This window comes from Devosia salina (assembly GCF_019504385.1).
GTDB classification, from domain to species: domain Bacteria; phylum Pseudomonadota; class Alphaproteobacteria; order Rhizobiales; family Devosiaceae; genus Devosia; species Devosia salina.
Genome location: NZ_CP080590.1, coordinates 645,714 through 671,547, shown reverse-complemented (window position 1 = coordinate 671,547; position 25,834 = coordinate 645,714). Strand labels below are relative to the sequence as shown.

Sequence of the window (25,834 nt, the reverse complement as noted above, 5' to 3'; positions counted from 1 at the left end):
GCTCGTAGCGACCGGCTTCTACCGATCTCACCCAAATGGGTATCCGGCCTCGACAATTTAAGACGAAGTCTGCGCCAAGGTCAGCCGGGCAACCGGAACACGATAGGGTGAGCAGCTCACATAGTCGACGCCGAGCCCGGCAAAGAACTTGAGCGAGGCCGGATCGCCGGCATGCTCCCCGCAGATACCGATCTTGAGCCGCGGATTGGCGGCGCGGCCGCGCGCAATGGCGATCTCGATCATTTCGCCCACGCCTTTCTCGTCAATGGTGACGAAGGGGTCGCGCTCATAGACGCCCTTGCGCTGGTAGGCCGCGAGGAACGCCGGAGCATCGTCTCGGGAAATGCCGAAAGTGGTCTGGGTCAGGTCGTTGGTGCCGAAGGAGATGAAATCGACCATGGCCGCAATATCGCCGGCCCGCAGGCAGGCGCGCGGCAGTTCGATCATGGTGCCGAATGAAAAGCGCACGCGATCGGAACGGGTGAGGCCGGAATTGTCCAGGATGGCCATGGTCCGTTCGCGCACCCAGGAGACTTCGGTGGCCGTGGAGACGAAAGGCACCATGACTTCGATGGCTACCGGCTCAGACTGCTTCTCGCTGGCCGCGCGGGCGCCGGCGAGCACGGCCTGCATCTGCATCTGGAGGATTTCGGGATAGGTGATGGCGAGGCGCACGCCGCGATGGCCCAGCATGGGGTTGATCTCGGCAATGCGCTCGAGCCTGAGCCTGAGGGCGCGGACCGCCACGCCCAGTGAGGCCGCCGTCTCCTCGATCTCCTCGTCGGTGCGCGGCAGGAATTCGTGCAAGGGCGGATCGAACAGGCGAACCGTGACCGGCAGGCCCTGCATGGCCGAGAACAGCGCCGAGTAATCGCCCGTCTGGAAATCCACGAGCCCCGCAATGGCGCGGGAGCGCGCGTCTTCGTCCTCGGAGAGAATCATGCGGCGCAGCGCCACCATGCGCTCGGGCGAGAAGAACATGTGTTCGGACCGGGCCAGACCGATGCCCTCGGCGCCGAAACTCAGCGCCGTCTGCGCCGATTCCACCGTCTCGACATTGGTGCGCACGGCAATGGCGCGGCTGGCATCGGACCAGCCCAGGAGCTTGCCGATGGCGCCGCCGATCTGCGGCTGGGCCAGGGGCAGATTGCCCAGATAGACGGCCCCATCGGTGCCATCGATGGTGAGACGATCGCCGGCGCGGAACTCGCGGTCGCCGATGCGGCATACCATTTCGACGGCATCGACCGACAGGCTGCGCACCCCGGCCACGCAGGGCTTGCCGGTGATGCGGGCGATGACCCCGGCATGGCTGGACATGCCACCGCGGGCCGTCAGGATACCGGTGGCCGCCTTCATGCCCTCGATATCGGCGGGGCCGGTTTCGTTGACGACGAGGATGCAGTGCTTGCCGCGGGCGCGCAGGCGGGCCGCGTCGTCGGGATTGAAGGTGATGATGCCGCTGGCCGCACCCGGGGAGACGCCCAGGCCCATGGCGATGGGGGTCGCCTCTTCCGGCGACTTGAGGCGCGGGTGCAGCATCAGCGCCAGACGATTGGCATCGACCCGGCTGACGGCGCCCTGCGGGGTCCAGACCTTGCGCTCGACGCGGTCCACCGCCGCTTCGAGCTCGGCACCGGCACCGGCCTGCACTGGCCGGGCCGACAGGAATGTCACCTTGCCGCCATTGACGGAAACGAGGCACGCCATGTGGCGGCCGGCCTTGGCGTCGAGCAGGCCGATCAGCGCCTCCACATCCTTGGGCAGGCGCGGCAGCGGGCTGCCGTTGAGGGGGGCGGGGCCGAGCGCGCCGGTGGTGGCGTTGCGGGTCAGGAACTGCTCGATCTCACCCTCGGCCAGGGCCTGCACCAGGACGATCTGGCGGGCACGATCTTCCTCGGGCCGCGCGCCGGTCCAACTGCGCCCGAAAAAACCATAGCTCTCGAAGGCCTGCTTGATCGCCCTGGCGAGCGGCCGGGTCGGATCGACCGAATCCTCGGGCGCGGTCGGCGCCGCTATACCGAGCCGGGCCGGAGCAAGGCCACTATTGTGGGTGGTGGCCGAGGTGCGCACCACCAGTTGGGGCGGCTGGCCGTCTTTGGCGACGAGCTTATAGAGGCAGGCGACCCAATGGGTGCGCAGGCGGGAATCGCGCCGCCCGCGTTCGGCCTGCAATTCTTCCCAGGCGGCGCGGGTGATGGCGATGGTGGGCACGGTGGGAAAGCCGGCTTCCCCAACGCGAAAAATCCAGCGGGCCTTGCCGGTGAGCAGCTTCAATTGACCGGCGCTCAGGTTCGCTTTCCCCGTTGCCGGGGCAATCGCAAACATTTCCTGCGCCAAACTCACCTGGAACCGTCCCGGTCACACTCTCGAAAAGCATATTGCCCATGCCCTGCCCCGGCTGCAACAGCACTTGACTTGCGAAGTCGCTGAAAGCATCTGATCTGGCATGGAAAAAAGGCCGCACCTCGACATTCTGCTCTGCGCCCCGCGCGGATTTTGCGCCGGCGTGGACCGCGCGATCCAGATCGTGGAGCTGGCGCTCCAGAAATATGGCGCACCGGTCTATGTGCGCCACGCCATCGTGCACAACAAATATGTGGTGGAAGGCCTCAAGGCCAAGGGCGCGGTGTTTGTCGAGGAGCTCGACGAGATCCCCGAAACCGAGGCGCCTGTGGTCTTTTCGGCCCATGGCGTGCCCAAAAGCGTGCCCGCCGACGCAAAGGCACGCAACATGTTCTTTCTCGACGCCACCTGCCCGCTGGTGAGCAAGGTGCATGTGGAGGCCTCACGCCATTTCGAGGAAGGGCACGAGATCGTGCTGATCGGGCATGCCGGTCACCCCGAAGTGATCGGCACGATGGGCCAGTTGCCGGCCGGCGCGGTGACGCTGATCGAGACGGTCGATGACGCCAGGGCCTTTACCCCCAAAAATCCCGAGACACTGGCCTTCGTGACCCAGACGACGCTGAGCGTGGATGACACGCGCGAGATCGTCGCTGCGCTTCGGGCGCGCTTTCCGGCCATCAATGGGCCGCACAAGGAAGACATCTGCTACGCCACCACCAACCGGCAGGAGGCCATCAAGGCCGTGGCGCCGCTGGTCGATGCGATGATCGTGGTGGGTTCGCCGCATTCGTCGAACTCGCAGCGCCTGGTGGAAGTGGCCCTGCGCAATGGCTGCAGGGTCGCCACCCTGGTGGATCGCGCTAGCGACATTGACTGGTCGCTTTATGGCGACATCACCTCGCTGGGCGTCAGTGCCGGCGCCTCGGCACCTGAAAGCCTGGTCGAGGAAGTGATCGACGCCTTCGCGGAGCGGTATGCGGTCACGGTCGAGACCAAGACCACGGCCGAGGAAAACATCGCCTTCAACATTCCGCGCGTGCTGCGCGACCTGGAAACGGCCTCGGGCCGATGAGCGCGCTGCACCTGTTCGAGACCGATCGACTGGTGCTATCCGGTTGGCGCATGGACCAGTTGGACGATCTCGTCGCGCTGCATGGCAACCCCAATGTGTCGCGCTACCTGACGGTGAGCGGCGATCCTTGGACGCGAGAGCAGGCTGAACGTGCTCTCCAGGGCTGGATAGAGCTGTTCGAATCCCGGCGGCTGGGCAAGCTGCGCCTGACCCGCAAAAGCGACGGCAAGTTCATCGGAAGGGCCGGCTACGGCATTTATCCTCCCACTGGTGAACCCGAACTAGGCTACGCCCTGTTCGAAGACCATCACGGGGCGGGCTATGCGACGGAAGCGGCGGCGGGGCTGCGGGACTGGATATTCCGGGAAACCGGCGCTCCCCATTTCATCGGCTTCGCCGACACCAGAAACACCCCGTCCCTCGCCGTCCTCAAGAAAATCGGCATGGAAGAAACGCATATCGAGACCGAGCCAAACGGGCTCAAATGCCAGTTCCACATCTACAGGCGGCCCGCAAATGGCTGACAGCGTCATCATCCATACCGATGGCGCCTGTTCGGGCAATCCGGGGCCGGGCGGCTGGGGGGCCATTTTGGAATTCGGGCCCCACCGCAAGGAATTGAAGGGTGGCGAGGCGCTGACCACCAATAACAAGATGGAGCTGACCGCGGCCATTGAGGCGCTCAACGCCCTCACCCGCCCCTGCTCGGTCGAACTCCATACCGACAGCCAATATGTGAAGAACGGCGTACAGAGCTGGATCCATGGGTGGAAGCGCAATGGCTGGCGCACCGCCGACAAGAAGCCGGTGAAGAATGTCGAGCTGTGGCAGGCGCTGGACGAGGCGACCAAGCGCCATGACATTGCCTGGCACTGGGTCAAGGGCCATGCCGGCCATGACCTAAACGAGCGCGCCGACGAACTGGCGCGCGAGGGCATGGCGCCGTTCAAGGGCAAGAAGGCCGCGTCACTGACGCCGCCGGTTTGATTTTTTGTTACCAATTCCGCGAAAGTGGTAACATGTGACTTGTTACCATCTCTGCAAAAATGGTAACAAGTCACTATGAAGCTCCTAGATCCGGCCTATGCGGTCCTCTATTCCGAACTGTCTCAACGCAGCCTCGACGCGGCGTTCGAAAGCGATTTCTCGCTGACAGGCAGGTTCGTTCGCGTCACTGCCAATGAGCGGACCTATTGGTATTTTGATACCGCCAAGGACGGCAAAAAAGTGCGCCGCTATGTCGGGCCGACGGCAGACCCGGAAATCAGCAAGCGGGTAGAGAACTTCAAAAATCTCAAAGCCGATTTCCGCGCCCGGCGAAAACTGGTCTCCACCCTGGTTCGCGACGCATATCTGCCGGCCCCGCCACCCAAGGTCGGCGCGGTCGTCGAAGCGATGGCCAATGCGGGCTTTTTTCGCCTGCGAGGCGTCCTGGTCGGCACTGTTGCCTTTCAATGCTATGCGGCAGGGCTGGGGGTCAGATTTCCCGGGGCGCTACTGCAAACCGGCGACGCCGACTTTGCCCAGTTTCACTCCATTTCCGTCGCCGTCGAGGATAGGATGCCCGATATCCTCGAGGTCCTGCAGGGGATCGATTCCACCTTTCGAGCCATACCGCGTCTAGCGTCCGATGAGGCGCCCACACAGCTTGTTTCGCGAGACGGCTATAGGGTCGAGTTCCTCACTCCCAATACAGGAACCGAGGACTACAATGGACGTGCGGCCTCCATGCCTGCCCTTGGCAACATCGCGGCAGAACCGCTTCGTTTCCTTGATTTCCTGATTTATGAACCCGTGCGGGCTGTCTTGTTGCACGGCGCCGGCGTCCCGGTTCTCGTTCCCGCGCCCGAACGCTTCGCTGTGCACAAGCTGATCGTGGCCACGAAACGGCTGCAAGATAAAAATGGCCGTGACAAACGCCAAAAGGACCTGCGGCAGGCTGCGCTGCTGATGCAGGCCATGATTGCAACAAATCAAACATTACCACTCGCCGACGCCTTCATGGAAGCTTGGCACCGTGGGCAGTCCTGGCGCGATGCCATCTCGCAAGGCCTGGCATCCGTGCCGGACGCTGCCGAAATTACGATGAAACTGGCTGAAGGCATAAAAGCTCTGGGTCACGACCCAGAAGAATTCAGTTTCTAGGTCCGCTTGGGCACGAAGCCCTTCACGCCCCTCCAGGCCGGGCTGATGACAAAGCCCACCACTGGAATCAGCAGCGCGCCGAGCGCCAGCCCGATGACGAAATCGACAATTGCCGTGGCCAGCCATCCGGCCAAGCCGGCAATGGTCGGGAAGGCATGTTCGGCCCAATGGGCGGCGGCCTCGATGACGTGTTCGGGCCAATCGAGGCCGAATTCATAGAGGCCATGCGCAATGATGCTGCCGCCGACCCAGGTCATGGCCGCGGTACCCACCAGGCTCAGAACCTGCATCAGGACAGGCATGGCGACGACGATGCCCCGCCCGGTGGCGCGGCCGGCGCCGGTGCGGGCATTGCGGGCCAGCCAGACGCCGAAATCATCACCTTTGACGATCAGCGCCACCGCGCCATAGACGACGATGGTGATGCCGATGCCCGCCACGGCCAGAACGGCGGCCCGCGTCCAGAAGTCGGGGACCTCCACCGCTGCCAGGATGATCGTCATGATCTCGGCCGAGAGAATGAAATCGGTCTTGATGGCGCCGGCCACCTTCTGCTCCTCGAGCGAAACAGGCGCGATAGCGGTGTGCTCGAGGGCGGCTTCGTGATGCTCGGCCTGGTGCGGCGCGATGAGGTGAAAAACCTTCTCGGCCCCTTCATAGCAGAGATAGGCGCCGCCGATCATCAGCAGCGGGGTAATGAGCCAGGGCGCAAAGATCGACAGCAGCAGGGCCGCGGGCAGCAAGAACAGCAGCTTGTTGCGGATCGAGCCCCAGGCGATCTTGGCGACGATGGGCAGTTCGCGCTCGGCCGTAAAGCCATGGACGTAGTTTGGCGTGACGGCGGCATCGTCGATTACCGCACCGGCCGCCTTGGCCCCCGCCTTGGCCGCCTGCCCCGCGACGTCGTCGATGGACGCAGCCGCCACCTTCACCAGGCCAGCGACGTCATCGAGAAGTGCGAGAAGGCCGACCGACATGATGCACCTGCGCGATAGGAAATGAAGACATTGGGAAACCGCGCCGGGCGGGCGCGGTTCCCTCGGGTCTAGCCGGCGACCTTCCCGAAATCGGCCACCAGATGCATGGTGTCGCGGAGGCGGGCCAGGAGGTTGAGCCGGTTGGCACGAACGGCCGGATCGGCGTCGTTGACCAGCACCGCCTCGAAGAAGGCATCGACCGGCGCGCGCAGGGTCGCCAGCTCGCCCATGGCGCCCTTGTAATCGTCGCGGGCCACATGATCAGCAACCGCCGCATGGACGGCGTCGACGGCGAAGGCCAGGGCGGTTTCCTCGGGTAGTTTCAGGGCCGACTGATCGACCGCGCCGGCATAGGCCTTGCCGTCCTTCTTTTCTTCGGCAGCCAGGATATTGGCGGCGCGCTTGTAACCGGCGAGCAGGTTTGCCCCGTCATCGGTGGCCAGCAGGGTCGAGAGCGCTTCGGCACGCTGGGTGATCTGCAGGATGTCGTTGCTGTCGGCGGAGATGACGGCATCGACGAGATCGTGCCGCGCCCCGGCGTCGCGCAGCGAGACCTTGAGACGATCGTGGAAGAAAGCCAGCAAGTCCGGTTCGACCTCGAGCGGGAATTTGAGGTTGTTCTCGGTGATGATGCGGATGACGCCGAGGGCCGCGCGACGCAATGCGAAGGGGTCGCGCGAGCCTGTGGGCTTTTCGTCGATGGACCAGAAGCCCGAGAGCACGTTGAGCTTGTCGGCCAGCGCCACGGCGATCGAGACCGGCTCGGTGGGCACGCGGTCGGAGGGACCGAGCGGCTTGTAGTGCATCTCGATGGCATTGGCGATTGCGGACGGCTCCTTCTGGGCGGTCGCATAATAGCGCCCCATCAGGCCCTGCAATTCGGGGAATTCGCCGACCATGCCGGTGACGAGATCGGCCTTGGCCAGCATGGCAGCGCGCTTGGTCATCTCGACATCGGCGCCCACCTTGGGCGCAATCTCGGCGGCCAGATGCACGAGGCGCTCGACCATGGCCAACTGGGTGCCCAGCTTGGCGTGGAACACCATGTCCTCGAGCTTGGGCAGGCCATGTTCGAGCGGGATGGCCAGGTCGCCCTGGTAGAAGAAGGCCGCGTCGGAAAGGCGGGCGCGGATGACGCGCTCATTGCCGGCCACCACTACGGCGCCGCCATCGGCGGGAATGGTGTTGGAAGTGATGATGAAGTTGGGCGCCAGCTTGCCCGAGCCATCACGCAGGCAGAAGCATTTCTGGTTGGCGCGGATGGTGGCGATGATGACTTCCTCGGGCAGCTTGAGGAAATCGGGATCGAAGCCGCCCATCATCACATTGGGCCATTCGACCAGGCCCGCGACTTCTTCGAGCAGGCCTTCGTCGTGAATGACGCTCATGCCCTGGGCAAAGGCCAGGTTGTCGGCATCGGTTCGGATGATCTGCTTGCGGCGGTCGATATCGAGCACGACCTTGGCGCGTTCGAGCGCGATCTGGTAGTCCTCGAACCGCTTCACGCGGATGGCGTCGGGCGCGAGGAAGCGGTGACCGAACGTGGTCTGGCCCGCCTCAAGGCCGGCCACCGTGAACGGCACGACGATGGGTTCGTCGTTCTCGGTGCCGAAAGTGGCGGTGACGGCGCGCAGCGGGCGCACCCAGTTGAAGCTGCCATTGCCCCAGCGCATCGACTTGGCCCAGCCGAAATCATTCATCACCCTGGGGAGGATGGATGAGAGCAGGTCCACCGCATCGGCGCCCGGCTTTTCGATCAGCGCCACGTAGAAGTCGCCCTTTTTCGGGTCGCTTTCCACCTTGGCCTGATCGATCGAATTGAGGCCCGCAGAGCGCAGGAAACCGTCGATGGCCGGCTGCGGCGCCCCGACCTTGGGGCCCTTCTTTTCCTCGCGCGTGTCCGGCGAGCGGGCCGGCAGGCCGGCGACCGACAAGGCCAGGCGTCGCGGGGTCACAAAGGCCCTAGCGCCTTCATAGACCAGACCTGCATCGACCAGAGCATTGGTGACGGCCTTCTTGAGGTCTTCGGCCGCGCGACGCTGGAAGCGGGCGGGAATTTCCTCGGAGAAGAGTTCGAGCAGCAGTTCGGGCATAGTGGCAACCGGGTTTCTTGAGGCGAGTGCGTGATTAGCGCGGGGGCGCGGGGATGTCTATCGGCTGGGGGCCGCTTTGGCTACCAGCCGCCGCCGCCGCCACCGCCGCCGCCACCGCCCGACGAGCCACCGCCGCCCGAGCCGGATGAACTGGCCTGGACCGGCTGGGCCGCGATCATCGCCGCCGCCATGCCCGAGGAGGCGGTGGTGATGGCGCGCGAGAGGTTGTTCGAAGAGAAGGATCGTCCACCCGAATACCAGGCAGGGGAATAGCCCGTTTCGGCGTCGGGCACCGCGTGGCGGGCCAGTTCGGCCTCAAAGTGTTCCGACCACGGCTTTTCGACACCCAAGGCGATGGCATAGGGCAGGATGCGCTCGAAGCGCTCCACGGTCATGGGCGGCTCGTCGATGATGTTGAGGCGGTTCTTCTCGGCGGTTTCGAGATAGAGCCGGAAGCCGTCGATCTGGTCCATCACCTTGCGGCCCTGCACGGTGGGGGCGCGCATCAGCACGGTGAAGATGACGCAGATCACCACCATGGAGGCCGCCGCGATGGCGGCGGAGTTGATGGAAAAGCCGGTAAAGGTTTCGAGCAGGCCACCGCCCATGTTGAAGGCGAAGACCGCCACCCAGACCACGATCATGAAGCGCTGGAACCAGCCGCCGGATTTGACCACACCGAAGATGACACCGCCGATTATCCCCAGGAAGACCCCGCCGAACAGGGCGATGAAAAGCCAGACCGGCTCGAGCACGTCGAACAGCACCATGCCGCCGATCATCAGCGCCGCCAGCACGAAGCCCAGCCCGGCAAAGCCCCAATTGTTGTTGAACCAGGTCTTGCGGTTCTCGCTTTCGATGGCAGTGGTGAATTCGGTGCGCTTGGACCCGAGATCCTTGCCATTGGCCTTGTCGAAGGTGACGGCGCCGCGACTGTCGAAATAGGAGAACAGAACCTGCTCGCCCACGGGCAGCTTCTTGTCCGGCTGCTTGCCGGTGACGGTGACCGTCAGGGTCTTGTCCGGGTTCTTGATGGTCACGAGACCCTTGACCCCGAGATTGAAGATCGCCGCGGTCATGGCGGTCCAGCCCGAATTGGAGAAGCCCCATTTGTGGACATAATGGGTGAGCGCGGGGGAGAAATCGCGCGGCGGATGAAAGAGCGGGATGATCGTGCCCTTGGGCGGATCGCGCCCCACGCGCATCCAGGCGGTGAAGTTGTAAGCCAGCAGCAGGATGACGGCGAGCACCGGCAGCCAGACTTCGCGCAGGTCCGAGGCGGACTGGATCAGCGCATCCATGCCCTCGGGATAGGCAATGATGCCCTTCTGGAAGGACACGGCAAAGGTCATGCCCTCGCCCGGGGCCAGGGCGCGCTGGGTACGGAAGATGGCGGTGGTGTCGCTCTCGCGGATGATGCTGACGTCGCGCCCGGTGGCGCCAGCGACGCCGGTATAGGCGGCCAGGTCCTCGATCACCGCCCCCGTGGGCAGGCGCACCCGCGCCACCGAGGTGAGGATGGGAAAGTCCCAATAATTGCCGGTGGCGTTCCAATAGAGCTCATCGCCCTGCCCGTCGCCGGTGGGGCGCGCCATGCGGTTCATGGTGTAGGCGATGGTATAGCGGTGCTCGCCATAGGACAGGAATATGTCGGGATCGCCGATCCAGATGCGCTGGAAATCCCCCATGCGCTCGACCCGGAACATTTCCGGCTTGCCGGCACGGGTGACCGCCTGAACGTCGAGGTCGATGCGGATCTTGTTGCCGCTCGACCCCAGCATGGTCACCGGGATATCGCGATAGATGCCACGCCGGATCTGGTTGCCCTCGGCATTGACGTCGATGGTTTCGAGGACGGCGACCGAGCCATCGGTGCGCAGTTCGACATCGGACGCAAACGCGCGAATTTCCTCGCGGGCCAGGGCCGGAATGGCCAGCGCGCCGAGCAGGACGAGGGCGGCAATCAGGCGGGCGAGCAAGCGCATCAGCTGATCAGAACTTGACCTGCGGCACGGCGCGCTCGGCTTCGTTCTCCAGCTCGAAATATTCTTCCTGGGTAAACTTGAAGGCATTGGCGACAAGGTTCGAGGGGAAGGATTCCACCTGGATGTTCAGATTGCGCACGGCGCCATTGTAGTAGCGCCGCGCCATCTGGATTTCGTCTTCCACGCCCTGCAGGGCGGTCTGGAATTCGAGGAAGGTGGTGTTGGCCTTGAGGTCCGGATAGGCCTCGGCGACGGCGAGCAGCCGTCCGAGTGCGGCGGAAAGCTCGCCTTCGGCCTTGGCGCGAACCTCCGGACCGGCAGAGGCGGCGCTGGTGGCCTTGGCACGGGCATTGACCACGGCTTCGAGCGTGTCGCGCTCATGCGCCATATAGCCCTTGACCGTCTCCATGAGGTTGGGGATCAGGTCGGTGCGGCGCTTCAGCTGTACGTCGATGCCCGACCAGCCCTCGCGCACCATCTGGCGGTTGGAGACGAGGCCATTGTAGATGATGATGGCGTAGCCGACGACGCCGACGACCAGGGCTAGAATGACCCATTCCATGGAGACGCTCCCTCAGGCAAATGTCGGGCGGAGACTGGCAGTTTGCCCGTGAGTTTGCAACGGCGCTCGCCGGTGGGCTTGACTTCCCGGCCCCAATCCCTAGCTTTTATGCATGAACACGCGCCTGAGCCATCGCTGCAGCTTCCTCCACGCAAGCTTGAAACCCTAGGCATGCCCGCGCCGGAGCCTGCTTAGGGCTCCCGGACATTCCCGTCCTGCCGCCGGCGACCGTGTTCCTCCAGTTCCCCCCATTCAGTCCGCGAGCGCGACGCCTTTGGCGCGCGCCCGGATGCCAGTTTCGAAAGGAAACTCAAATGACCGAAATCCGTCGTGACCTGACACCGCCCCTGACGCTGGGCAAGGCCGACCACGCAAAACTGCTCGCGCTGGGCGAAGCCGGTCTCGACCGCAACCCCGACCTGGCGGAAATCCTGCTCACCGAGCTCGATCGCGCCAAGGTCGTCAGCGACGGCAAGCTGCCCGAGGGCGTGGTGCGCATGGGCTCGCGCGTGACCTATGAGACCAATTCGGGCCAGCAGCAGACCGTTACGCTCGCCTATCCCGCCGATGCCGATATCGAGGCTGGCCGCATTTCGGTCATGACCCCGATTGGCGTCGCCCTGATCGGGCTCAAGGCCGGCCAGTCGATCACCTGGCACGACCGCGCCGACAAGCGCCACAAGCTGACGGTGCTGAAGGTGGAGGCGCCTGTAGGGGCGAACTGACCCGACACGTCCCGGCCGTTCGTTCAGATCGGCCGCGGACGCCGACCTGCCCCTCGCCGATCCGGTACAGGTCAAAACCGGGTCGGCGAATTTTATCCTTGATAATTTAATGAGCGCTCATTAAATTATGAGCATGGAAACGAAACCAACCAGGCGGGGGCGTCCCCCGAAAGCCGAGAGCCAAGAGACTCGCGAGAGACTGCTCGCGGCGGCCCTTGAGCTGTTTGCCGCGCAGGGCTTTGCCGCGACCACGGTGCGGCAGATTGCCCAAGCCGTGGGGATTCGCGACAGTGCGATCTATGGCCATTTCGAGGGCAAGCAGGCCATTCTCGACGTGCTGATGGACCGGGCAGGTCCGGGGGTCCTGGGCCAGGCGGGGTTCGATGCAGCCAGCATGGTCCGCATGCCACCGCGCGAGGCCCTTCCGATGCTCTTCGGCCGGATCGTGGATCATTGGACCGATACGGACGTGCGCAAGTTCACATCCATGCTCCTGCGGGACAGCGCTGATGGCGCCGGCGAAGCGATCGATGCTGTCGCCGGGCGCCTCGCCCCGCTGTTCGAGGCCTGGCAGGCCGAAGGGTATTTCGTCGGCCAGTTCGATGCCGCCTGGTTGGCCTGGGAAGCCATTGCCCCCCTGGCAACCATCCGACTGACCTTGATGGGCAGCCATGCCTCACCGGCCGATCTCGACCGCGCCAAGAACATGGCCGAGCGCCACGTCGCCCATTTTCTCGCCGTTCATCTCAAGTCAGGAGTTCCGTCATGAACAGCATGATCCAGCCGCAGGATGCGGAGGTCACTGTCGTCAATACGCATCTCAACTTCCCAAAGGTGCATCTGATCGAGCCCAAGGCATCGGGCTACATCCATGTGGCGGCGGAGATCGACCCGATACGGCCCTTTGGCCTGGGGGCAAGGAGCAGCCGCAAGCGCGAAGCCCTCGCTCTTGCCAAGTCACTGGCCCGGCGTCTTGAACGGAAGGCGGGCGCCATTCGCGCCACGGTCTTTGTCGGGCGCCTGCTGCCACCCGGCTCGCACCATCCCCAGGGCGTTCACAAGCCCGCCTCTGACCTGGTGATCCTGATCGAAACCGCCGACATGGCTGCCGCAAAGGCGCTGCAAGGCAATTCGATCTATGCTGAGCTGATCGAGGGCCTGAAGGCCCGGTCGACCTACCTGCATGTGGTGCGGGCCGCGAATGGCCGTCGCATCGGGTCAGTGGATTTCTCGCGGGACGGGGTGTTCCTGTTCAACTATTTCCACGGCGAGCAACCGCGCAAACTCATCCCGATCTGGGAATATACGGCCGGCTGGTTCGAGGACCGCACGGGCCTCGACAATTCCGAGCTGCTGGTGCCCGAACCCGGCCAGGGTTCGGAATACGGCCTGATCAATCACTGCCGCTGGGATCACTGGCACGACATTCTGCCGGACCTGGCGCTGCGCCCGACCTTCAAGAGTTATGTGCTGGACAATTTCGCCGCCAACGGCGTCTCGCCCATGCCCATTCTCTATTCGCTGGCCTGATGCGAACCGAGGCGGCGTGGTTTACTCCGCGCCGCCGCCCGATGTCTGCAGCCAGGCTTCGCCGCAGGCCTTGGCCAGTTCGCGGATGCGCAGGATGTAGCTCTGGCGTTCGGTGACCGAGATCACCCCGCGCGCATCGAGCATGTTGAAATTGTGCGAGGCTTTCACGACCTGCTCATAGGCGGGGATCGCCATGGTCTGGCGATTGGCCTCGGCGCCCTTTTCGAGAATGGCGCGGCATTCCTTTTCCGCATCCTCGAAGTGGCGGAACAGGATCTCGGTATCGGCCGCCTCGAAATTGTATTTCGAGCTCTCCTGCTCGTTCTGCAGGAACACGTCGCCATAGGTGACCTTGTCGGCACCCGACCGGCCATTAAAATTGAGGTCGTAGACGTTCTCGACGCCCTGCACATACATGGCAAGGCGCTCAAGGCCATAGGTGATCTCGCCGGGCACGGGCGCGCATTCAAAGCCGGCGACCTGCTGGAAATAAGTGAACTGGCTCACCTCCATGCCGTCGCACCAGCATTCCCAGCCCAGGCCCCAGGCGCCCAGGGTCGGGCTTTCCCAGTCGTCCTCGACAAAGCGGATGTCGTGCACCGACTGGTCGAGACCGATGGCGGCCAGCGAATCCAGATAGAGCTGCTGGATGTTCTCGGGCGAGGGCTTCAGGATCACCTGGAACTGGTAATAGTGCTGCAGGCGGTTGGGGTTTTCGCCATAGCGCCCGTCCTTGGGCCGCCGGCTGGGCTGCACATAGGCGGCGTTCCACGGCTTGGGACCCAGCGCACGCAAGGTCGTGGCGGTGTGAAAGGTGCCGGCGCCCATCTGCATGTCGTAAGGCTGCAGGATGACGCAACCCTGCTCGGCCCAGAATTGCTGCAGCGTCAGGATCAGACCCTGGAACGAGTTCTTGGGGTCCATATGGGCGGGGCGAGCGGTCATGTCAAAGTCCTGCAATTATGCGGGACAAACCTCTAGTTGGACGGGTCCAAACGGTCAATGGCGCTCACGACCATGGCCGCTGCGACCCGCGCATGAGTTCCTCGAGCCAGCGATAACGCGGCTGGATTGGCCGGCCGATGTCCAGGCGCTGCTTCCGATCCAGCGCGGCAAGCCGGATTTCGTGCCGCGCGGCCATACGCCAGAGCCGGTAGCGCGCCTTCAGCCGACGCCAGGCACGCGGCCGTGCCGATGCGCCATAATCCGCGTCAGGCTGAAAGCCGGACATTGTCTGGAGGGCCATTTCCGCCTCCTGTTCCCTGCGACGAGAAACAGGCTATTGCGCGGCCCGGCAAAACGCTGTGCGCTGATCATGGGACGCGCGCCCGTCCCCCGATCAGGGGACTAGAGGGGCACACCGACGGACAGCAGGACACGGACCAGTGCCGGCTGGCTGTGCACGCCGGTCTTGTCATAGATGCGCTGCAGGTGCGTCTTGGCGGTATTGGCGGAGATACCCATTTGCGCAGCCGCATCAGGCAGCGACCGGCCGTCTGCAATGAGCCGCGCCAACCGCCGCTGCGCCACGGAGAGGCCGAAGATGAGCGCGGCCTGATCCAGTCTTTCCTCGGCCATGGGGGCGCCATCGAGGACAAAGTAGATCGCGCCGCCCTCGACCTTGATCCACCAGACCCTGGTCGGCAGGCCCTCGCCCTGCCCCAGAACGATCGGCACGCTGCCACGCCCCGAATTGTAGCCACCGTCGACGCCAGCGGCCCAGCGCACGGCCGCCTGCAACTTGCGATCGCAGGCCGTATCCCGCACACGCAGCCTGCCATTGCGGATCACCAGATCGTCGTCCTCGGGCAGGCGCCGCGCCGCCTCGGGACTGGTCCACTGCACCCGCCCCTCGCCATCGAGGATCAGCAGTGCCTCGCCCTTGCGACCCGCATTATTGTCGAAGAAGCACATGGCGGCGATCTTCCAGCGCCCGCCATGCCGCTCGAACACCCGAAACTCATTGGCCAGCCCCGGCCCCACATGGCCAGGATAGTCATAGCCAGGATATTGCTGATCGTAGATGGCCCAGGCCATGTCGCCGCAAATGCGGAGATTGAGATTCTTGATCACGGTCTTGAAGGCATAGTCGGTATTGTAGGGGAGCTCGTGGCCCTCCATATGGGCCCGGGCGCGGCGGGATATCTCGTCCCAGCCCCGGCGCACGAAGGTGCCGCCACCCGCCCAATAGCCGAACCTGACCGTATAGGGCGCCGGCACGAAGCAATCGGCCCAGGCCTGGAAGTTTTGTGTCCAGATGGCCGCGCGCTGGGCGTGCATGAGCGCGATCAGTTCAGCCCTGTCGTCTTCCTCGCTCACAGCGCGCCCTCCGAGACCGCCGCCAGAACAGGGTATGACCGGCCGAAATCGCGCGCAATCTCAATCTTTGTGCAGGTCGTCCTTGCCCTTGGGCCGGTAAGTGCCGTCGTCGCCGCGTTTCAAATCGATGACATCGGGACGCTGGCGCTCGATGCGGTCGCGTTCGCGGGCGATGCGCTTGGCTTCTTCGGCATCGTGGTTGAACTTGTTCGACCAGTCCTTCCAGATGCGGCGAATGCCAAAATAGATCAACAGACCGAGGCCGACGAAGAGCAGAATGCGCAGCAGCATGAGAAACCCGAGCTAGAGTCCCAACCGCGCCCACCAGGCGCGGTCCTCGATGGAATTGGCGACGTCCTCTACCATGCCTTGCGCCGAAAAACCCAGTCGGGGCAGCGCGAAGAAGGGGCGTCTGGGCGCAATGGTCTTGAGCACCACCTCGGGGCCGAACCGATCGCGCAGCGTGGCGTGAAGGTCGCCTATGCCATCGACCAGACCGAGCTCGATGCCGCGCAGCCCGGTCCACCATTCACCGGTGAACAGGGTATCGTCGTCGGCCTTCAGGCGACCCCGGCGCCCGGCCTTCACATGATCGATGAAAACCTGGTGGATATCGAGTTCGAAGCGCTTGATGCGCTCCACGTCCTCTTCCTTTTCGGGCAGGAAGGGATCGAGCGTCGACTTGTTGCGGCCCGCCGTATGGACGCGCCGCTCGATGCCGAGCTTGTCGATGGCGCCCACGAAGCCGAAGGTTGCCATGATGACGCCGATCGAACCCACGATAGAGGATGGATCGACGAAAATCTCATCCCCCGCCACGGCAATGAAATAGCCACCCGAGGCCGCCGCGTCTTCGACAAAGACCAGGACCGGCTTGCCATGCTGGTCCGCCAGATTGCGGATACGTTTCGAGATCAGCCGGCTCTGCACCGGCGAGCCCCCGGGCGAATTGATGACAATGGCCACGGCCGGAGCCGACTTGATGGCGAAGGCCTTGCTCAGCAAGGGCTCGACAGTGGCGATGTTGAGCCGGCCCGGACGCTGCTCGGCGGCGATGACGCCCTGCAGGCGCACCACGGGAATGACAGGCGGATGCCGCACCAGCCGGCTCAGCCAATTGCGCTTCGGGGCAGGCGTTTCGGGCATGTCCACTCCAGGAAGATGTGCGGTCCTATTTAGGGGTGGCGCCTGTCGATTACCAGTCCAGTGCGGCCGCGCCGCGAAACACCGCGTCGAATTCTGGCGCAAAGTCATTGCCCGTGGGGCCGTGCATGGCCCTGCTGGCCAGAAGGGTGAGGGGCGCACGCGACCCCTTGGTGCCGCGCAGCAGGATGCGGCTCGCCGGTTCGCCGGGACGCGGCGACAGGGGTAGCACCACCATAGCGCCGAACCGGGGTTCGAAACGCGCGAGGAGGGCAGCCAGCCCCTGGGCGGGGTAAATGAAGATCGCCATGCCGCCGGCCCGCGCACAGGCCGCGGCGCAGCGCACCCAGAGATCGAGTGCCTCGGGCCCCATGTGACGGGCTGCGGCGCGGCTGGCCTCGGGCGCGGGCGTGCCCTGCCCGGAGCCGAAAAAGGGTGGATTGGCGATCACCACGTCATAGGTATTGTCGGCAAGGCCTGCGGCGCGACGCTGCACCGCCTTTGCCTCCACATCTGCAGCCAGCGCGACGGCCCGGCCCGCAAAGCCGTTCTCGGCAATGTTGCGTGCCGCGAGGTCGAGCGTGGCCGCGTCACGTTCGGCAAGGTCGGCGCCGGTGGCGCGTTCAAGGGCCAGCGCCACCAGGCCCGCCGTGCCCACCCCTGCCCCCATGTCCAGCAGGCGGCCAGTGCCCGCCGGCACAGCCGCGCCCAGCAACACACTGTCGAGCCCTGCCCGAAAGCCGTTGCGGGGCTGCGACAGAGTGAGGCGACCGCCCAAAAAGGCGTCGCGCGTCACGGTTTGATGTTTTACAAATTCGGCTGGCTGGTCTAGGGACATCGCACCCGGATGGCTTGTTTCGTGCGACCATATATGGCAGCGCATGACGGTCTCAACCCGATTTGCCAATCGTGGCAACAAGGACTTTATGGCGGTGTCAGTTCTGCCCCAGATCAAGGAAGCGCCAAAGATGAACCCGGTCGAGCGGCTGATGGCCGCCACGGCCGATGACATGGCGCGCGTCAATGCGCTGATCCTGGATCGCGCCCGCAGCCATGTCGACATGGTGCCCGAGCTGGCGCGCTACCTGATCGACAGCGGCGGCAAGCGCCTGAGGCCCATGTTGACCGTGGCCGCGGCGATCCTGTTCGGCAGGGGCGAAGGGCATGCGGTCAATTTCGCCGCCGCCGTCGAGTTCATGCACAATGCCACGCTGCTGCATGACGATGTGGTGGACGAGAGCGACATGCGGCGCGGCAAGCCGGCGGCCCGCATGGTGTGGGGCAACAAGGCCTCGATCCTGGTGGGTGATTTCCTGCTCGGCCAAGCCTTCATGATGATGGTCGAGACGCGCAATGTCGATGCGCTGGGCGTGCTCTCGGCCGCCTCCGCGGTGATGGCCGAGGGTGAAGTGTTCCAGCTGGCCAAGACGGGCGATCTCGACACCAGTGCGGCTGACTATGCCGAAGTGATCCGCGCCAAGACCGCCGTGCTGTTCGAGGCCGCCTGCGAAGTGGGCGCCATGTCCGGCGGCGCCGACGCGGCCGGCCGCAAGGCGCTTGCGCTTTATGGACTCGAGCTGGGCAATGCCTTCCAGCTTGTCGATGACGCGCTGGACTATGGCGGGCAGTCGGGCACGCTGGGCAAGAATGTCGGGGACGACCTGCGCGAGGGCAAGATGACCCTGCCGGTGATCCTGGCCCTGGAGGCGGCAAGCGAAAGCGAGCGCGCCATTATCGCCTCGGCGCTTGGCAATGCCGAAGCCACCGATCTCGAAGTGCACCAGGTGGTGGCGATCTTCAATCGCTATGACACGCTGAAAAAGACCCTGGACAAGGCGCAGGAGCATGCCAGGGCCGCCATTGCCGCGCTCAGCGCGCTGCCCGACAGCGAGATGAAATCCATCCTCGCCGATGTCGTCGTGCACAGCGTCAGCCGCGCCAGCTAGAGCGCTTTCAGCAAAAGTGGACACCACTTTTGCGGTTCGAAAGCGTGACAAAACAAAGAGATGGAGCTCCCGTTCAGATTCAGTCAGAACGGGAATTGCTCTAAAAGCCCTGCCGATAGCCGATCATGATGCCGGTGCCGCTCTGGCCGGCAATATGGCCGGCGCTGAGCGCATGCTTGAAGCCGATGGAGAGCGCCGCCTCATTGGGCAGCGTGGCCTGGTAGCTCAAGCTCAGATCCAGTTCCCGGCCCGAAGCATTGAGGTCGGCGGTCGCGGTTTCGTTGACGATGCCGCCACTGGCCACGCGGGCCACTGGGCGATTGAGTTCGAGCGTGCCGCTTTCGATCCGCAGCGGCTGCGAGACCGAGAGGGTCAGCCGATCGCCCGCGGTGATGGCGTCCGAAAAACTGGCGCCGATCTCCATGCCTGAAAAAGTGAGTTCGGAAAGGTTGGTCACGAGGCCGCCGGTGCTGCCCTGGCGCGCGGCCACGCCGTATTCGAGCCGGCCGAACAGCGACAGGCTGGGCGCAATGGGGTGTTCGAAACCCAGATTGACCGCGCCGATCGTGCTCCCGGAGCCGAAATCGAAGGCAGTGCCGCCATCGAGGCCCAGGATGCCGCCCTGTTCGCTCGCCAGGGTCGCGCCAAAACGCAGCCGACCGTCTCCCGCCGGCAGCGCCAGGGTCATGCCGGCGCCGGCCAGATTGCCCTCGGGCACCGAGCCGTGCTCGGTGGCAAAGCCGTAGGTGGTCAGTTCGCCTGCTGCCCCCACCGGCGCGATGGAAGCAACAAGAATGCCCTCGCCCGCGATGGACAGCACCGAGGCCTGTCCGCCCGTGCCGCCAAAGCCGCTCACCGCCCCGGCGAGGTCGCCAGTGTGCATCAGGTTCAGCCCCTCATGCCCCTGGTCGAGGCTGGCCTGGCCCGGCAGGCGCGGGGTCACCGCGATGGGGGCGCTGGCCACGGCCGAGGCGGCGGACACCGAATAGGCGCGGTTGAGTGAATCGAACACGGCCAGGTCCTGTGGGGCCAGGGCTCGGGTGAGGCTGTCGCCAAAGCTGGCTGGCGCGACGATGGTGCTGTCAGCCAGGTCATGGCGCTCGGCGCTGGCCACACTGGCCCCGCTCAGCACCGATACCGAGCCGATGGGGCTCAGGGCCGCCTTGATATCGAGGACGCCATGGCCCCATTCGGTCGAATAGGCATGGGAGACGCCATTGCCATAGTCGACGGTTCCGGCAATGGCGACGCCCTGGGCAGCGAACCAGGAATTATCGGCACTGGCGAGCAGGCGCTGGGCCCATTCGGCCGGCGTCATGTCCGGAAAGGCCTCCGCGAGCAGGGCCACGGCGCCGGAGACCTGAGGCGCCACAAAGGAAGTGCCGAAGCCGCTGGCATAGTTGTTGTCACCGGTGCCCCAGGCGGCGCGGACGATGCCGTCGCCGGCCAGGCAGAATTTGGCCGCCAGCCCGCAGGCGGCCGAAAGGCGCACGGCGCGGGTGATGTCGCCGCTGCCATTGACCTCGAAATAGCCATTGGCAGTGGTGATCCAGGCTTCGGCCAGGCGGGGCTCGAAATAGGGCAGCGTCGCGGTGACGTCGCCATAGGCCAGGCTGTTATTGTTGGACAGCGCCCAGACGATCACCCCGTTGTTCTGGAAATTATCCAGGGCGTTGATATAGCTCTGCCAGTTGCTCGAGCCGTGTCCCAGAAGCGCGTTCATGCCCTGCGCAGTCGAGGCGCCGGGATTGGCGGCGAGGTAGTTCTGCAGGTTCTGCGCAGAGGTGTTGAAGCCCCAGGAATTGTTCTGGACCACCGCGCCCAGCCCGGCCGCCGCCTGCGTGCCGGCGATCACATTGGGGATGCTGAGCGTCGAGCCCGAAGGCTGGAACGAGGTGAGGTGCAGGCTGGCACCGGGCGCCACGCCATGCATGCCCGACCCGTTCTTGTTACCCGCCGCAACGGACGCGACGAAGGTACCGTGCGACTCGAGCGGCAAGGTCCCGCTCTTGGTGATCGACTTGCCGGCAAATTCTGTGTGGGTGAGGCGAAAGCCATCATCGACAATGGCAATCAGCTGGCCCGCGCCGGTGAGGCCGGCAGAATGAGCCCAGTTCACATTGTGCAGCTGGAAGGGGCTCGACTGCGTCCCCGTGGAGGAGACGCCGCAACCGACCGTGGCGCAGCTGGCGTCGCTGGCGCGGAACTCGCTCGAAGCGGCAATGCTGGCCGCCAGGGAGGCGTCGAAGGTGACGCTCCTGGTACCCCAATTGGCGCTGGGGGCCGGGGTAAACACCGTCACGGGGCCACTGCCACCACCACCGCCGCCACCGGAGCCGCCGCCCGGGCCATTGCTGGCATTCGAGCCCGAGCCACCGCCGCCGGAACAGGCAGCCAGCAGCAGCGACAGGCCGATGGCGGCCGCTGCCTTGAATCTATTCAGGTTTTGCAAGTCGTCAGGGTCCGCAAGGTCAGGGCAGACGCGGTGAAAACAGCCCTGAAAATTTCCAGTTAAGTGCGCCCCCAGCACTTAATGGCCGAACGGGGTAGAGACAGAATCCGTCCTGAATGTGGCCGACGGCCACATTTTCCACAGTTCAGTGGGCGCCGACGGTGGGCAGCAGGAGCGGCGCGGCGGCGGCCCAATGGTCGGGATGGAGTCGACGCAGCTGGTTTGCGGCCTCATGGGCCTGACCTTCGGAGCCGAACAGGCCAAAGACGGTGGCGCCCGAGCCGGACATGCGGGCCAGCATGCATCCCTGCGTCTCCGCCAGTTCCTCGACCAGCAGCCCGATCTCGGGCACGAGCTTCACCGCGGGGGGCTGCAGGTCGTTGCGCGTTTCGCTGAGCCACAGGCCAAGCTGGGCGGGTCGCGTCAGCGGTGACGGCAGCGCCGGCAGGGGATAATTGTCGTGGGCGCGCAGGCGCCGGAACACGTCGGCGGTGGCAACCGGCACCTTGGGATTGACCAGGGTCACGTAGAGCTGCGGAAACTCTGGGAGCGGCGAAAGGATTTCGCCGACGCCTCGGGCCACCAAGGGCCGCGACAGCAGGCAGGCCGGCACATCGGCGCCCAGCCCGGCAGCGAGGTCGGCCAGATCGGGCACCGGTACGGGTTCGGGCGCCAGCGCCGCCATGATCCGCAGCGCCGCGGCCGCGTCTGCCGAGCCACCGCCAATACCCGCCGCGACGGGCAGGTTCTTGACCAGGTGCAGTTTCAGGCCGCGCGGGGAAAGCGCGGGCCAGCGATCGCGGAACGCCGCCACGGCACGCAGGACGAGATTGCTTGGTCCCGCTCCCAGCCCGTCCGAGAACGGGCCGGAAATGGTCAGGCTGTCATCATCGGCAGTCTCGGCCTCGAGGTCATCGCTGACATGGGCAAAGACGATCAGGCTTTCGAGGTCGTGATAGCCGTCCTCGCGCCGATGGGTCACATGCAGCGCGAGGTTGATCTTGGCCGGTGCCGTTTGGGTGATGGTCTCGCCCATGCCCGGTTTACTGGGTCTCGGTCGCCGGCGTCAGCCCTTCGGCGAGCTTGGGCGCGACCCGTTCGGCAACATTGCCGTCGGTGTCCACCGAGCGGGCGATGTTCCACTGGAAGCGCGCTTCCAGCTTGCGCCCGGCCTTCCAGTAAGCGTCGCCGAGATGATCGTTGATCTCGGGATCGTTGGGCAGCAGCATGACGGCGCGTTCCAGCGTCTCGACCGCCTCTTCCATGCGGCCGAGCTTGTAGAAGGCCCAACCGAGGGAGTCGATGATGTAGCCGTCCTGGGGCTGCGCCTCGACGGCCTTCTCGATCATGCCGAGCGCCTCTTCGAGATGCATGTCCTGGTCGATCCAGCTATAGCCCAGATAGTTGAGCACCTGCGGCTGGTCGGGATTGAGCTTGAGCGCCTTGAGGAAATCCGCTTCCGCCTTGGGCCATTCCTTGGCCCGCTCATAGGCAATGCCGCGCACATAATAGAAGCGCCAGTCGGCGGGGGACTCGCCACCCGAAATTTCCAGCGCCTTGCCATAGGCGTCGGCCGCGCCAAGATAGTCTTCGTCATAGCGCAGCAGGTCGCCGAGCACCGACACGGCATCGAGGTCGTCGGGCCGGGTGGCCACGATATTGCGCAGGCGGCGAATGGCCTCTGCGCGGTCGCCGGTGGCATCGAGGTTCTGCGCGATCCGCACCACGGCCATGGGCTTGAGCGCCGAATTGACGGGGATGGCGTCGTAGATGCCATTGGCGGCCTCGTGCTGCCCGGCATTGTCCAGCAGTTCCCCAAGGGACATGGCGATGACATCGGCGCCGGGATCGAGATAGACGCCGAGCCGGAGGAAGACCAGGGCCAGGTCCGAACTGCCGTCACGCGAGAGGGCGACACCGATGCCGTGGAACATCTCGGCGGCGCCGATCTGCACATTGGCAGCAAACACACCCGGGCGGCGGCCGGCCTCGACGGCCTCGCGCACGACCTGAATGATGGGATGGCTGAGACCTTCGGCCTCGAAGGTCTCGAGCACGTCCCGGGCCGCGTCGAACTGCCCGTCATTGGCCAGCATGCGGGCATAGACTTCGGCCATGCGCGCGACATAGGGCTCGGCCTCGAAGGCGCGGGCGGCCAGTTCGAGCGCCAGGTCGGTGTTGCCCGCGGCCTCGGCCATCAGTGCCCGGTGGAACACGAGGAAGTCCTCGAGGCCATTGGCGCCAAGCTGCTCCATGAGCGCCTGCGCCTCGTCGCCGCGATTGTCGCCCACCAGCGCCCAGGCGCGCAGGATGCCCGCGGTGATGCCACTGAAGCTGTCCTGGGAGATTTCGCCGAGCTGCCGGATGGCGGCGCCGTAGCGGCGTTCCTTGAGCGCTTCGGTGGCCACGACCAGCTCGGCCAGCTCATTGCGCGAATCCAGCTCGAGCATGCGCCGGGCGGTCGAGGCGGCCTTGCCGATCTGCCCGTCGGTGGCCAGGGCCACGAAGGCACGCTCAATCAGGATCGGGTTGTCCCAATCGGCCTGCGCCGCATCGGAAAAATAGCGGGCGGCTTCGTCGGTCCGCAGGTCCTTGAGCGCCTGCTGGCCGGCCATATAGGCGCCGGTGGCACTGGGACGGAACAGCTTGAGCATGTCCTGGGCCGCCTGCTGCACCGCAAGGCTGGCATTGGTCTGGGCCGCCAGGGGAGTGGCCATCAGGGCAAGCAGGGCAGCCATGGTCAGGCGCCATGCCCGTCGATTGGAAAGCAGGATCACGTGCTCAAAGTCTCCCTTTGCCGTTGCCGGCAGCGTTTGGGCGCAAAGATTGTCCGTTTTGCGACTGCGCCGCAAGGCCGGGCATGAATTGGGCGGGTCACATTCCGCTGTAGTTGGGACCGCTGCCACCCTCTGGCGGAACCCAGGTGATGTTGCGGGCCGGGTCCTTGATGTCGCAGGTCTTGCAGTGCACGCAATTGGCCGCGTGAATGCGGAATACCGGTGCGCCGCCCTCCTCGGCCAGTTCATAGACACCGGCCGGACAATAGAGCGGCGCCGGCTCGCCGAAGCGGGGCAGGTTTTCGCGGACCGGGACCGACGGATCGGCCAGCTTGAGATGCACCGGCTGATCCTCGTCATGCGCCAGATTGGCGAGAAACACCGAGGCGGCGCGATCGAAAGTGGTCTTGCCGTCGGGTCGGGCATAGTGGCGCGGCCTCACCTCGGCAATCGGCCTGAGCCTGGCCGCGTCGGGTGTGGACCAGCTCTGGGTGCCGAAAGGCGAGAACCGCAGGACCGTCTGGCACCACATGTCGACACCGCCAAGGAAAGCCCCTGCAAGCGTGCCGAACCGGCTCCATAGCGGCTTGAGGTTGCGCACGCCGCGCAGTTCCTTCTCGATGCCGGTCGAGAGGATGTGATGGCCGAGATCGTCGATGCGATCGTGCTGCCGCCCGGCAGCCACGGCCTCGCCCACCGCGTCGGCGGCGCCGATGCCGGACAGAATGGCGTTGTGAATGGCCTTCAAACGCGGGGCATTCATGAAACCGGCGGCGCAGCCGATCAGTCCGCCCCCGGCAAAGGCGAGGTCCGGAATGGCCTGGAGGCCACCTGCCGTCAGCGATCGCGCGCCATAGCTGAGGCGGGTGGCGCCGTCGAGCAGTGGGGCAATGGCGGGATGGGTCTTGAAGCGCTGGAACTCGTCGAAGGGCGACAGTGTCGGGTCGGCATAGTCGAGATGGACGACCAGGCCCAGATAGAGCTTGCGGTCCTGGGCGTGATAGGCAAAGCCCCCGCCGCCGGTGGCATTGTCGAGCGGGAAGCCGAGATAGTGGTCGACCTTGCCGGGCTGGTGCCGCTCGGCGGGAATTTCCCAGACTTCCTTGATACCGAGGCCGAATTTCTGCGGGCTGGCATGCTTGTCCAGCGCAAAATCCCCGATGATCTGCTTGGCCAGTGAACCGCGTGCGCCTTCGGCAATCAGGGTATATTTGGCTTCGAGCGCAATGCCCTGAGCGTGGCCGGGTTTCGGTTTCCCCGCCGCGTCGAGGCCAAGATCGCCGGTGATAATGCCGCGCACCGGGCCATCGCCCGAGCGCAGCACATCGACGGCCGCCGTCATGGGGAAGATGTCGACGCCCAGTTCGGCCGCCTGTTCGCCCAGCCAGCGCACGAGGTCGCCAAGACTGACGATCAAACCGTCCCTGGTGCGCATCTGCGGCGGCACCAGCACATGGGGGAAGGCAAAATCGCCTTTGGCGGTGAGGAAATGATAGGTGTCGCGGGTGACATTGGGGCCAACGGGCGCCCCCTTGAGACGCCAGTCGGGGATGAGGGCTTCGAGCCCCACCGGGTCCATCACCGCCCCGGAGAGAATATGGCCGCCGACTTCGGCCGCCTTTTCCACTACGGTCACGGCAATCTCGGGATGGCGCTGCTTGAGCCGGATGGCGGCCGCCAGGCCCGAGGGACCGGCGCCGACAATCAGCACATCGGTAGAGAGCGTTTCGCGATCACCGGCATCTGCCATGGATAAGCT

The 25,834-nt window shown here is 65.0% G+C and carries 23 protein-coding genes; 8 read left to right on the top strand and 15 right to left on the bottom strand.

The features are described from left to right. Positions 1-57: 57 nt before the first annotated feature. Positions 58-2,328, bottom strand: coding sequence for a putative PEP-binding protein (locus K1X15_RS03270; RefSeq protein WP_220306063.1), 2,271 nt, complete (start codon positions 2,326-2,328; stop codon positions 58-60). 121 nt (positions 2,329-2,449) lie between these two features. On the opposite strand from K1X15_RS03270, the gene ispH reads away from it, so the two are divergent. The 4 genes from ispH (at position 2,450) to K1X15_RS03250 (ending at position 5,566) form a co-directional block, all read left to right on the top strand. Next, entirely contained in the window at positions 2,450-3,421 is a 972-nt protein-coding gene (gene ispH / locus K1X15_RS03265) for a 4-hydroxy-3-methylbut-2-enyl diphosphate reductase (RefSeq protein ID WP_220306062.1), read from the top strand. Next, entirely contained in the window at positions 3,418-3,945 is a 528-nt protein-coding gene (locus K1X15_RS03260) for a GNAT family N-acetyltransferase (protein ID WP_220306061.1), read from the top strand. Before ispH ends, K1X15_RS03260 begins: the two co-directional genes overlap by 4 nt. Continuing rightward, positions 3,938-4,408 (top strand): ribonuclease HI, encoded by a 471-nt coding sequence (gene rnhA, locus K1X15_RS03255; RefSeq protein WP_220306060.1) that lies wholly within the window; start codon positions 3,938-3,940, stop codon positions 4,406-4,408. The genes K1X15_RS03260 and rnhA overlap by 8 nt, the downstream gene beginning before the upstream one ends. A gap of 75 nt (positions 4,409-4,483) precedes the next feature. Then, the gene (locus K1X15_RS03250) at positions 4,484-5,566 is read left to right on the top strand and encodes a nucleotidyltransferase family protein (protein WP_220306059.1); all 1,083 of its coding nucleotides are present in this window, start codon (positions 4,484-4,486) and stop codon (positions 5,564-5,566) included. Here K1X15_RS03250 and K1X15_RS03245 read toward each other — a convergent pair. From K1X15_RS03245 to K1X15_RS03230, 4 genes are all read right to left on the bottom strand, one after another. Further along, positions 5,563-6,543, bottom strand: coding sequence for a DUF808 domain-containing protein (locus K1X15_RS03245; protein ID WP_220306058.1), 981 nt, complete (start codon positions 6,541-6,543; stop codon positions 5,563-5,565). The genes K1X15_RS03250 and K1X15_RS03245 overlap by 4 nt on opposite strands. Before the next feature lie 68 nt (positions 6,544-6,611). After that, on the bottom strand, positions 6,612-8,636 hold the full coding sequence (gene glyS, locus K1X15_RS03240) for a glycine--tRNA ligase subunit beta (RefSeq protein ID WP_220306057.1): 2,025 nt from the start codon (positions 8,634-8,636) through the stop codon (positions 6,612-6,614). Between the two features lie 80 nt (positions 8,637-8,716). Then, positions 8,717-10,621 carry a DUF2207 domain-containing protein gene (locus tag K1X15_RS03235; protein ID WP_220306056.1) on the bottom strand — a complete coding sequence of 635 codons (1,905 nt, stop codon included), beginning with the start codon at positions 10,619-10,621 and terminating at the stop codon, positions 8,717-8,719. A 7-nt stretch (positions 10,622-10,628) separates the two neighbouring features. Further along, positions 10,629-11,183, bottom strand: coding sequence for a LemA family protein (locus K1X15_RS03230; RefSeq protein WP_220306055.1), 555 nt, complete (start codon positions 11,181-11,183; stop codon positions 10,629-10,631). A 314-nt stretch (positions 11,184-11,497) separates the two neighbouring features. Here K1X15_RS03230 and rnk point away from each other — a divergent pair, with 314 nt between their 5' ends. The 3 genes from rnk (at position 11,498) to K1X15_RS03215 (ending at position 13,438) form a co-directional block, all read left to right on the top strand. Next, positions 11,498-11,908 (top strand): nucleoside diphosphate kinase regulator, encoded by a 411-nt coding sequence (rnk, locus tag K1X15_RS03225; protein ID WP_220306054.1) that lies wholly within the window; start codon positions 11,498-11,500, stop codon positions 11,906-11,908. A 133-nt stretch (positions 11,909-12,041) separates the two neighbouring features. Next, on the top strand, positions 12,042-12,677 hold the full coding sequence (locus K1X15_RS03220; RefSeq protein ID WP_220306053.1) for a TetR/AcrR family transcriptional regulator: 636 nt from the start codon (positions 12,042-12,044) through the stop codon (positions 12,675-12,677). Beyond that, on the top strand, positions 12,674-13,438 hold the full coding sequence (locus tag K1X15_RS03215; RefSeq protein ID WP_220306052.1) for a hypothetical protein: 765 nt from the start codon (positions 12,674-12,676) through the stop codon (positions 13,436-13,438). Before K1X15_RS03220 ends, K1X15_RS03215 begins: the two co-directional genes overlap by 4 nt. Positions 13,439-13,459: 21 nt before the next feature. Here K1X15_RS03215 and K1X15_RS03210 read toward each other — a convergent pair whose 3' ends face one another. From K1X15_RS03210 to K1X15_RS03185, 6 genes are all read right to left on the bottom strand, one after another. Beyond that, complete coding sequence (locus K1X15_RS03210) at positions 13,460-14,383, bottom strand: glycine--tRNA ligase subunit alpha (protein ID WP_220306051.1); 924 nt, start codon at positions 14,381-14,383, stop codon at positions 13,460-13,462. Positions 14,384-14,447: 64 nt separating this feature from the next. Further along, entirely contained in the window at positions 14,448-14,684 is a 237-nt protein-coding gene (locus K1X15_RS03205) for a hypothetical protein (protein ID WP_220306050.1), read from the bottom strand. A 101-nt stretch (positions 14,685-14,785) separates the two neighbouring features. Beyond that, positions 14,786-15,757: a LuxR C-terminal-related transcriptional regulator gene (locus K1X15_RS03200; RefSeq protein WP_220306049.1), complete on the bottom strand. Its 972-nt coding sequence runs from the start codon at positions 15,755-15,757 to the stop codon at positions 14,786-14,788. A 60-nt stretch (positions 15,758-15,817) separates the two neighbouring features. Further along, positions 15,818-16,048, bottom strand: a complete 231-nt coding sequence (locus tag K1X15_RS03195; protein ID WP_220306048.1) for a hypothetical protein — start codon at positions 16,046-16,048, stop codon at positions 15,818-15,820. A gap of 12 nt (positions 16,049-16,060) precedes the next feature. Continuing rightward, positions 16,061-16,903 (bottom strand): S49 family peptidase, encoded by an 843-nt coding sequence (locus tag K1X15_RS03190; RefSeq protein WP_220306047.1) that lies wholly within the window; start codon positions 16,901-16,903, stop codon positions 16,061-16,063. Positions 16,904-16,952: 49 nt separating this feature from the next. After that, the gene (locus K1X15_RS03185) at positions 16,953-17,696 is read right to left on the bottom strand and encodes a tRNA1(Val) (adenine(37)-N6)-methyltransferase (protein ID WP_220306046.1); all 744 of its coding nucleotides are present in this window, start codon (positions 17,694-17,696) and stop codon (positions 16,953-16,955) included. 130 nt (positions 17,697-17,826) lie between these two features. On the opposite strand from K1X15_RS03185, the gene K1X15_RS03180 reads away from it, so the two are divergent. Further along, positions 17,827-18,846, top strand: coding sequence for a polyprenyl synthetase family protein (locus K1X15_RS03180; RefSeq protein WP_220306045.1), 1,020 nt, complete (start codon positions 17,827-17,829; stop codon positions 18,844-18,846). A 100-nt stretch (positions 18,847-18,946) separates the two neighbouring features. Here the strand turns inward: K1X15_RS03180 and K1X15_RS03175 are convergent, their stop codons facing one another. The 4 genes from K1X15_RS03175 to K1X15_RS03160 form a co-directional block, all read right to left on the bottom strand. Then, positions 18,947-21,298 carry a S8 family peptidase gene (locus tag K1X15_RS03175; RefSeq protein WP_220306044.1) on the bottom strand — a complete coding sequence of 784 codons (2,352 nt, stop codon included), beginning with the start codon at positions 21,296-21,298 and terminating at the stop codon, positions 18,947-18,949. Between the two features lie 145 nt (positions 21,299-21,443). Continuing rightward, positions 21,444-22,334, bottom strand: coding sequence for a 4-(cytidine 5'-diphospho)-2-C-methyl-D-erythritol kinase (locus K1X15_RS03170; RefSeq protein ID WP_220306043.1), 891 nt, complete (start codon positions 22,332-22,334; stop codon positions 21,444-21,446). Between the two features lie 7 nt (positions 22,335-22,341). Next, a complete protein-coding gene (locus K1X15_RS03165) occupies positions 22,342-24,075 on the bottom strand; it encodes a tetratricopeptide repeat protein (protein ID WP_220306042.1) in 1,734 nt (577 codons plus the stop codon). Positions 24,076-24,172: 97 nt separating this feature from the next. Continuing rightward, complete coding sequence (locus K1X15_RS03160) at positions 24,173-25,825, bottom strand: electron transfer flavoprotein-ubiquinone oxidoreductase (RefSeq protein ID WP_220306041.1); 1,653 nt, start codon at positions 25,823-25,825, stop codon at positions 24,173-24,175. Positions 25,826-25,834 lie beyond the last annotated feature (9 nt).

What these genes read in the sequence shown, in the direction of transcription:
- K1X15_RS03210 (WP_220306051.1), bottom strand. Translation starts at nt 14,383, where the DNA reads ATGACCGCTCGCCCCGCCCATATGGACCCCAAGAACTCGTTCCAGGGT.
- K1X15_RS03180 (WP_220306045.1), top strand. Translation starts at nt 17,827, where the DNA reads ATGGCGGTGTCAGTTCTGCCCCAGATCAAGGAAGCGCCAAAGATGAAC.
- rnhA (WP_220306060.1), top strand. Translation starts at nt 3,938, where the DNA reads ATGGCTGACAGCGTCATCATCCATACCGATGGCGCCTGTTCGGGCAAT.
- K1X15_RS03195 (WP_220306048.1), bottom strand. Translation starts at nt 16,048, where the DNA reads ATGCTGCTGCGCATTCTGCTCTTCGTCGGCCTCGGTCTGTTGATCTAT.
- rnk (WP_220306054.1), top strand. Translation starts at nt 11,498, where the DNA reads ATGACCGAAATCCGTCGTGACCTGACACCGCCCCTGACGCTGGGCAAG.
- ispH (WP_220306062.1), top strand. Translation starts at nt 2,450, where the DNA reads ATGGAAAAAAGGCCGCACCTCGACATTCTGCTCTGCGCCCCGCGCGGA.
- K1X15_RS03205 (WP_220306050.1), bottom strand. Translation starts at nt 14,684, where the DNA reads ATGGCCCTCCAGACAATGTCCGGCTTTCAGCCTGACGCGGATTATGGC.
- K1X15_RS03230 (WP_220306055.1), bottom strand. Translation starts at nt 11,183, where the DNA reads ATGGAATGGGTCATTCTAGCCCTGGTCGTCGGCGTCGTCGGCTACGCC.
- K1X15_RS03235 (WP_220306056.1), bottom strand. Translation starts at nt 10,621, where the DNA reads ATGCGCTTGCTCGCCCGCCTGATTGCCGCCCTCGTCCTGCTCGGCGCG.
- K1X15_RS03220 (WP_220306053.1), top strand. Translation starts at nt 12,042, where the DNA reads ATGGAAACGAAACCAACCAGGCGGGGGCGTCCCCCGAAAGCCGAGAGC.
- K1X15_RS03215 (WP_220306052.1), top strand. Translation starts at nt 12,674, where the DNA reads ATGAACAGCATGATCCAGCCGCAGGATGCGGAGGTCACTGTCGTCAAT.
- K1X15_RS03190 (WP_220306047.1), bottom strand. Translation starts at nt 16,903, where the DNA reads ATGCCCGAAACGCCTGCCCCGAAGCGCAATTGGCTGAGCCGGCTGGTG.
- K1X15_RS03170 (WP_220306043.1), bottom strand. Translation starts at nt 22,334, where the DNA reads ATGGGCGAGACCATCACCCAAACGGCACCGGCCAAGATCAACCTCGCG.
- K1X15_RS03270 (WP_220306063.1), bottom strand. Translation starts at nt 2,328, where the DNA reads ATGTTTGCGATTGCCCCGGCAACGGGGAAAGCGAACCTGAGCGCCGGT.
- K1X15_RS03260 (WP_220306061.1), top strand. Translation starts at nt 3,418, where the DNA reads ATGAGCGCGCTGCACCTGTTCGAGACCGATCGACTGGTGCTATCCGGT.
- glyS (WP_220306057.1), bottom strand. Translation starts at nt 8,636, where the DNA reads ATGCCCGAACTGCTGCTCGAACTCTTCTCCGAGGAAATTCCCGCCCGC.
- K1X15_RS03250 (WP_220306059.1), top strand. Translation starts at nt 4,484, where the DNA reads ATGAAGCTCCTAGATCCGGCCTATGCGGTCCTCTATTCCGAACTGTCT.
- K1X15_RS03160 (WP_220306041.1), bottom strand. Translation starts at nt 25,825, where the DNA reads ATGGCAGATGCCGGTGATCGCGAAACGCTCTCTACCGATGTGCTGATT.
- K1X15_RS03245 (WP_220306058.1), bottom strand. Translation starts at nt 6,543, where the DNA reads ATGTCGGTCGGCCTTCTCGCACTTCTCGATGACGTCGCTGGCCTGGTG.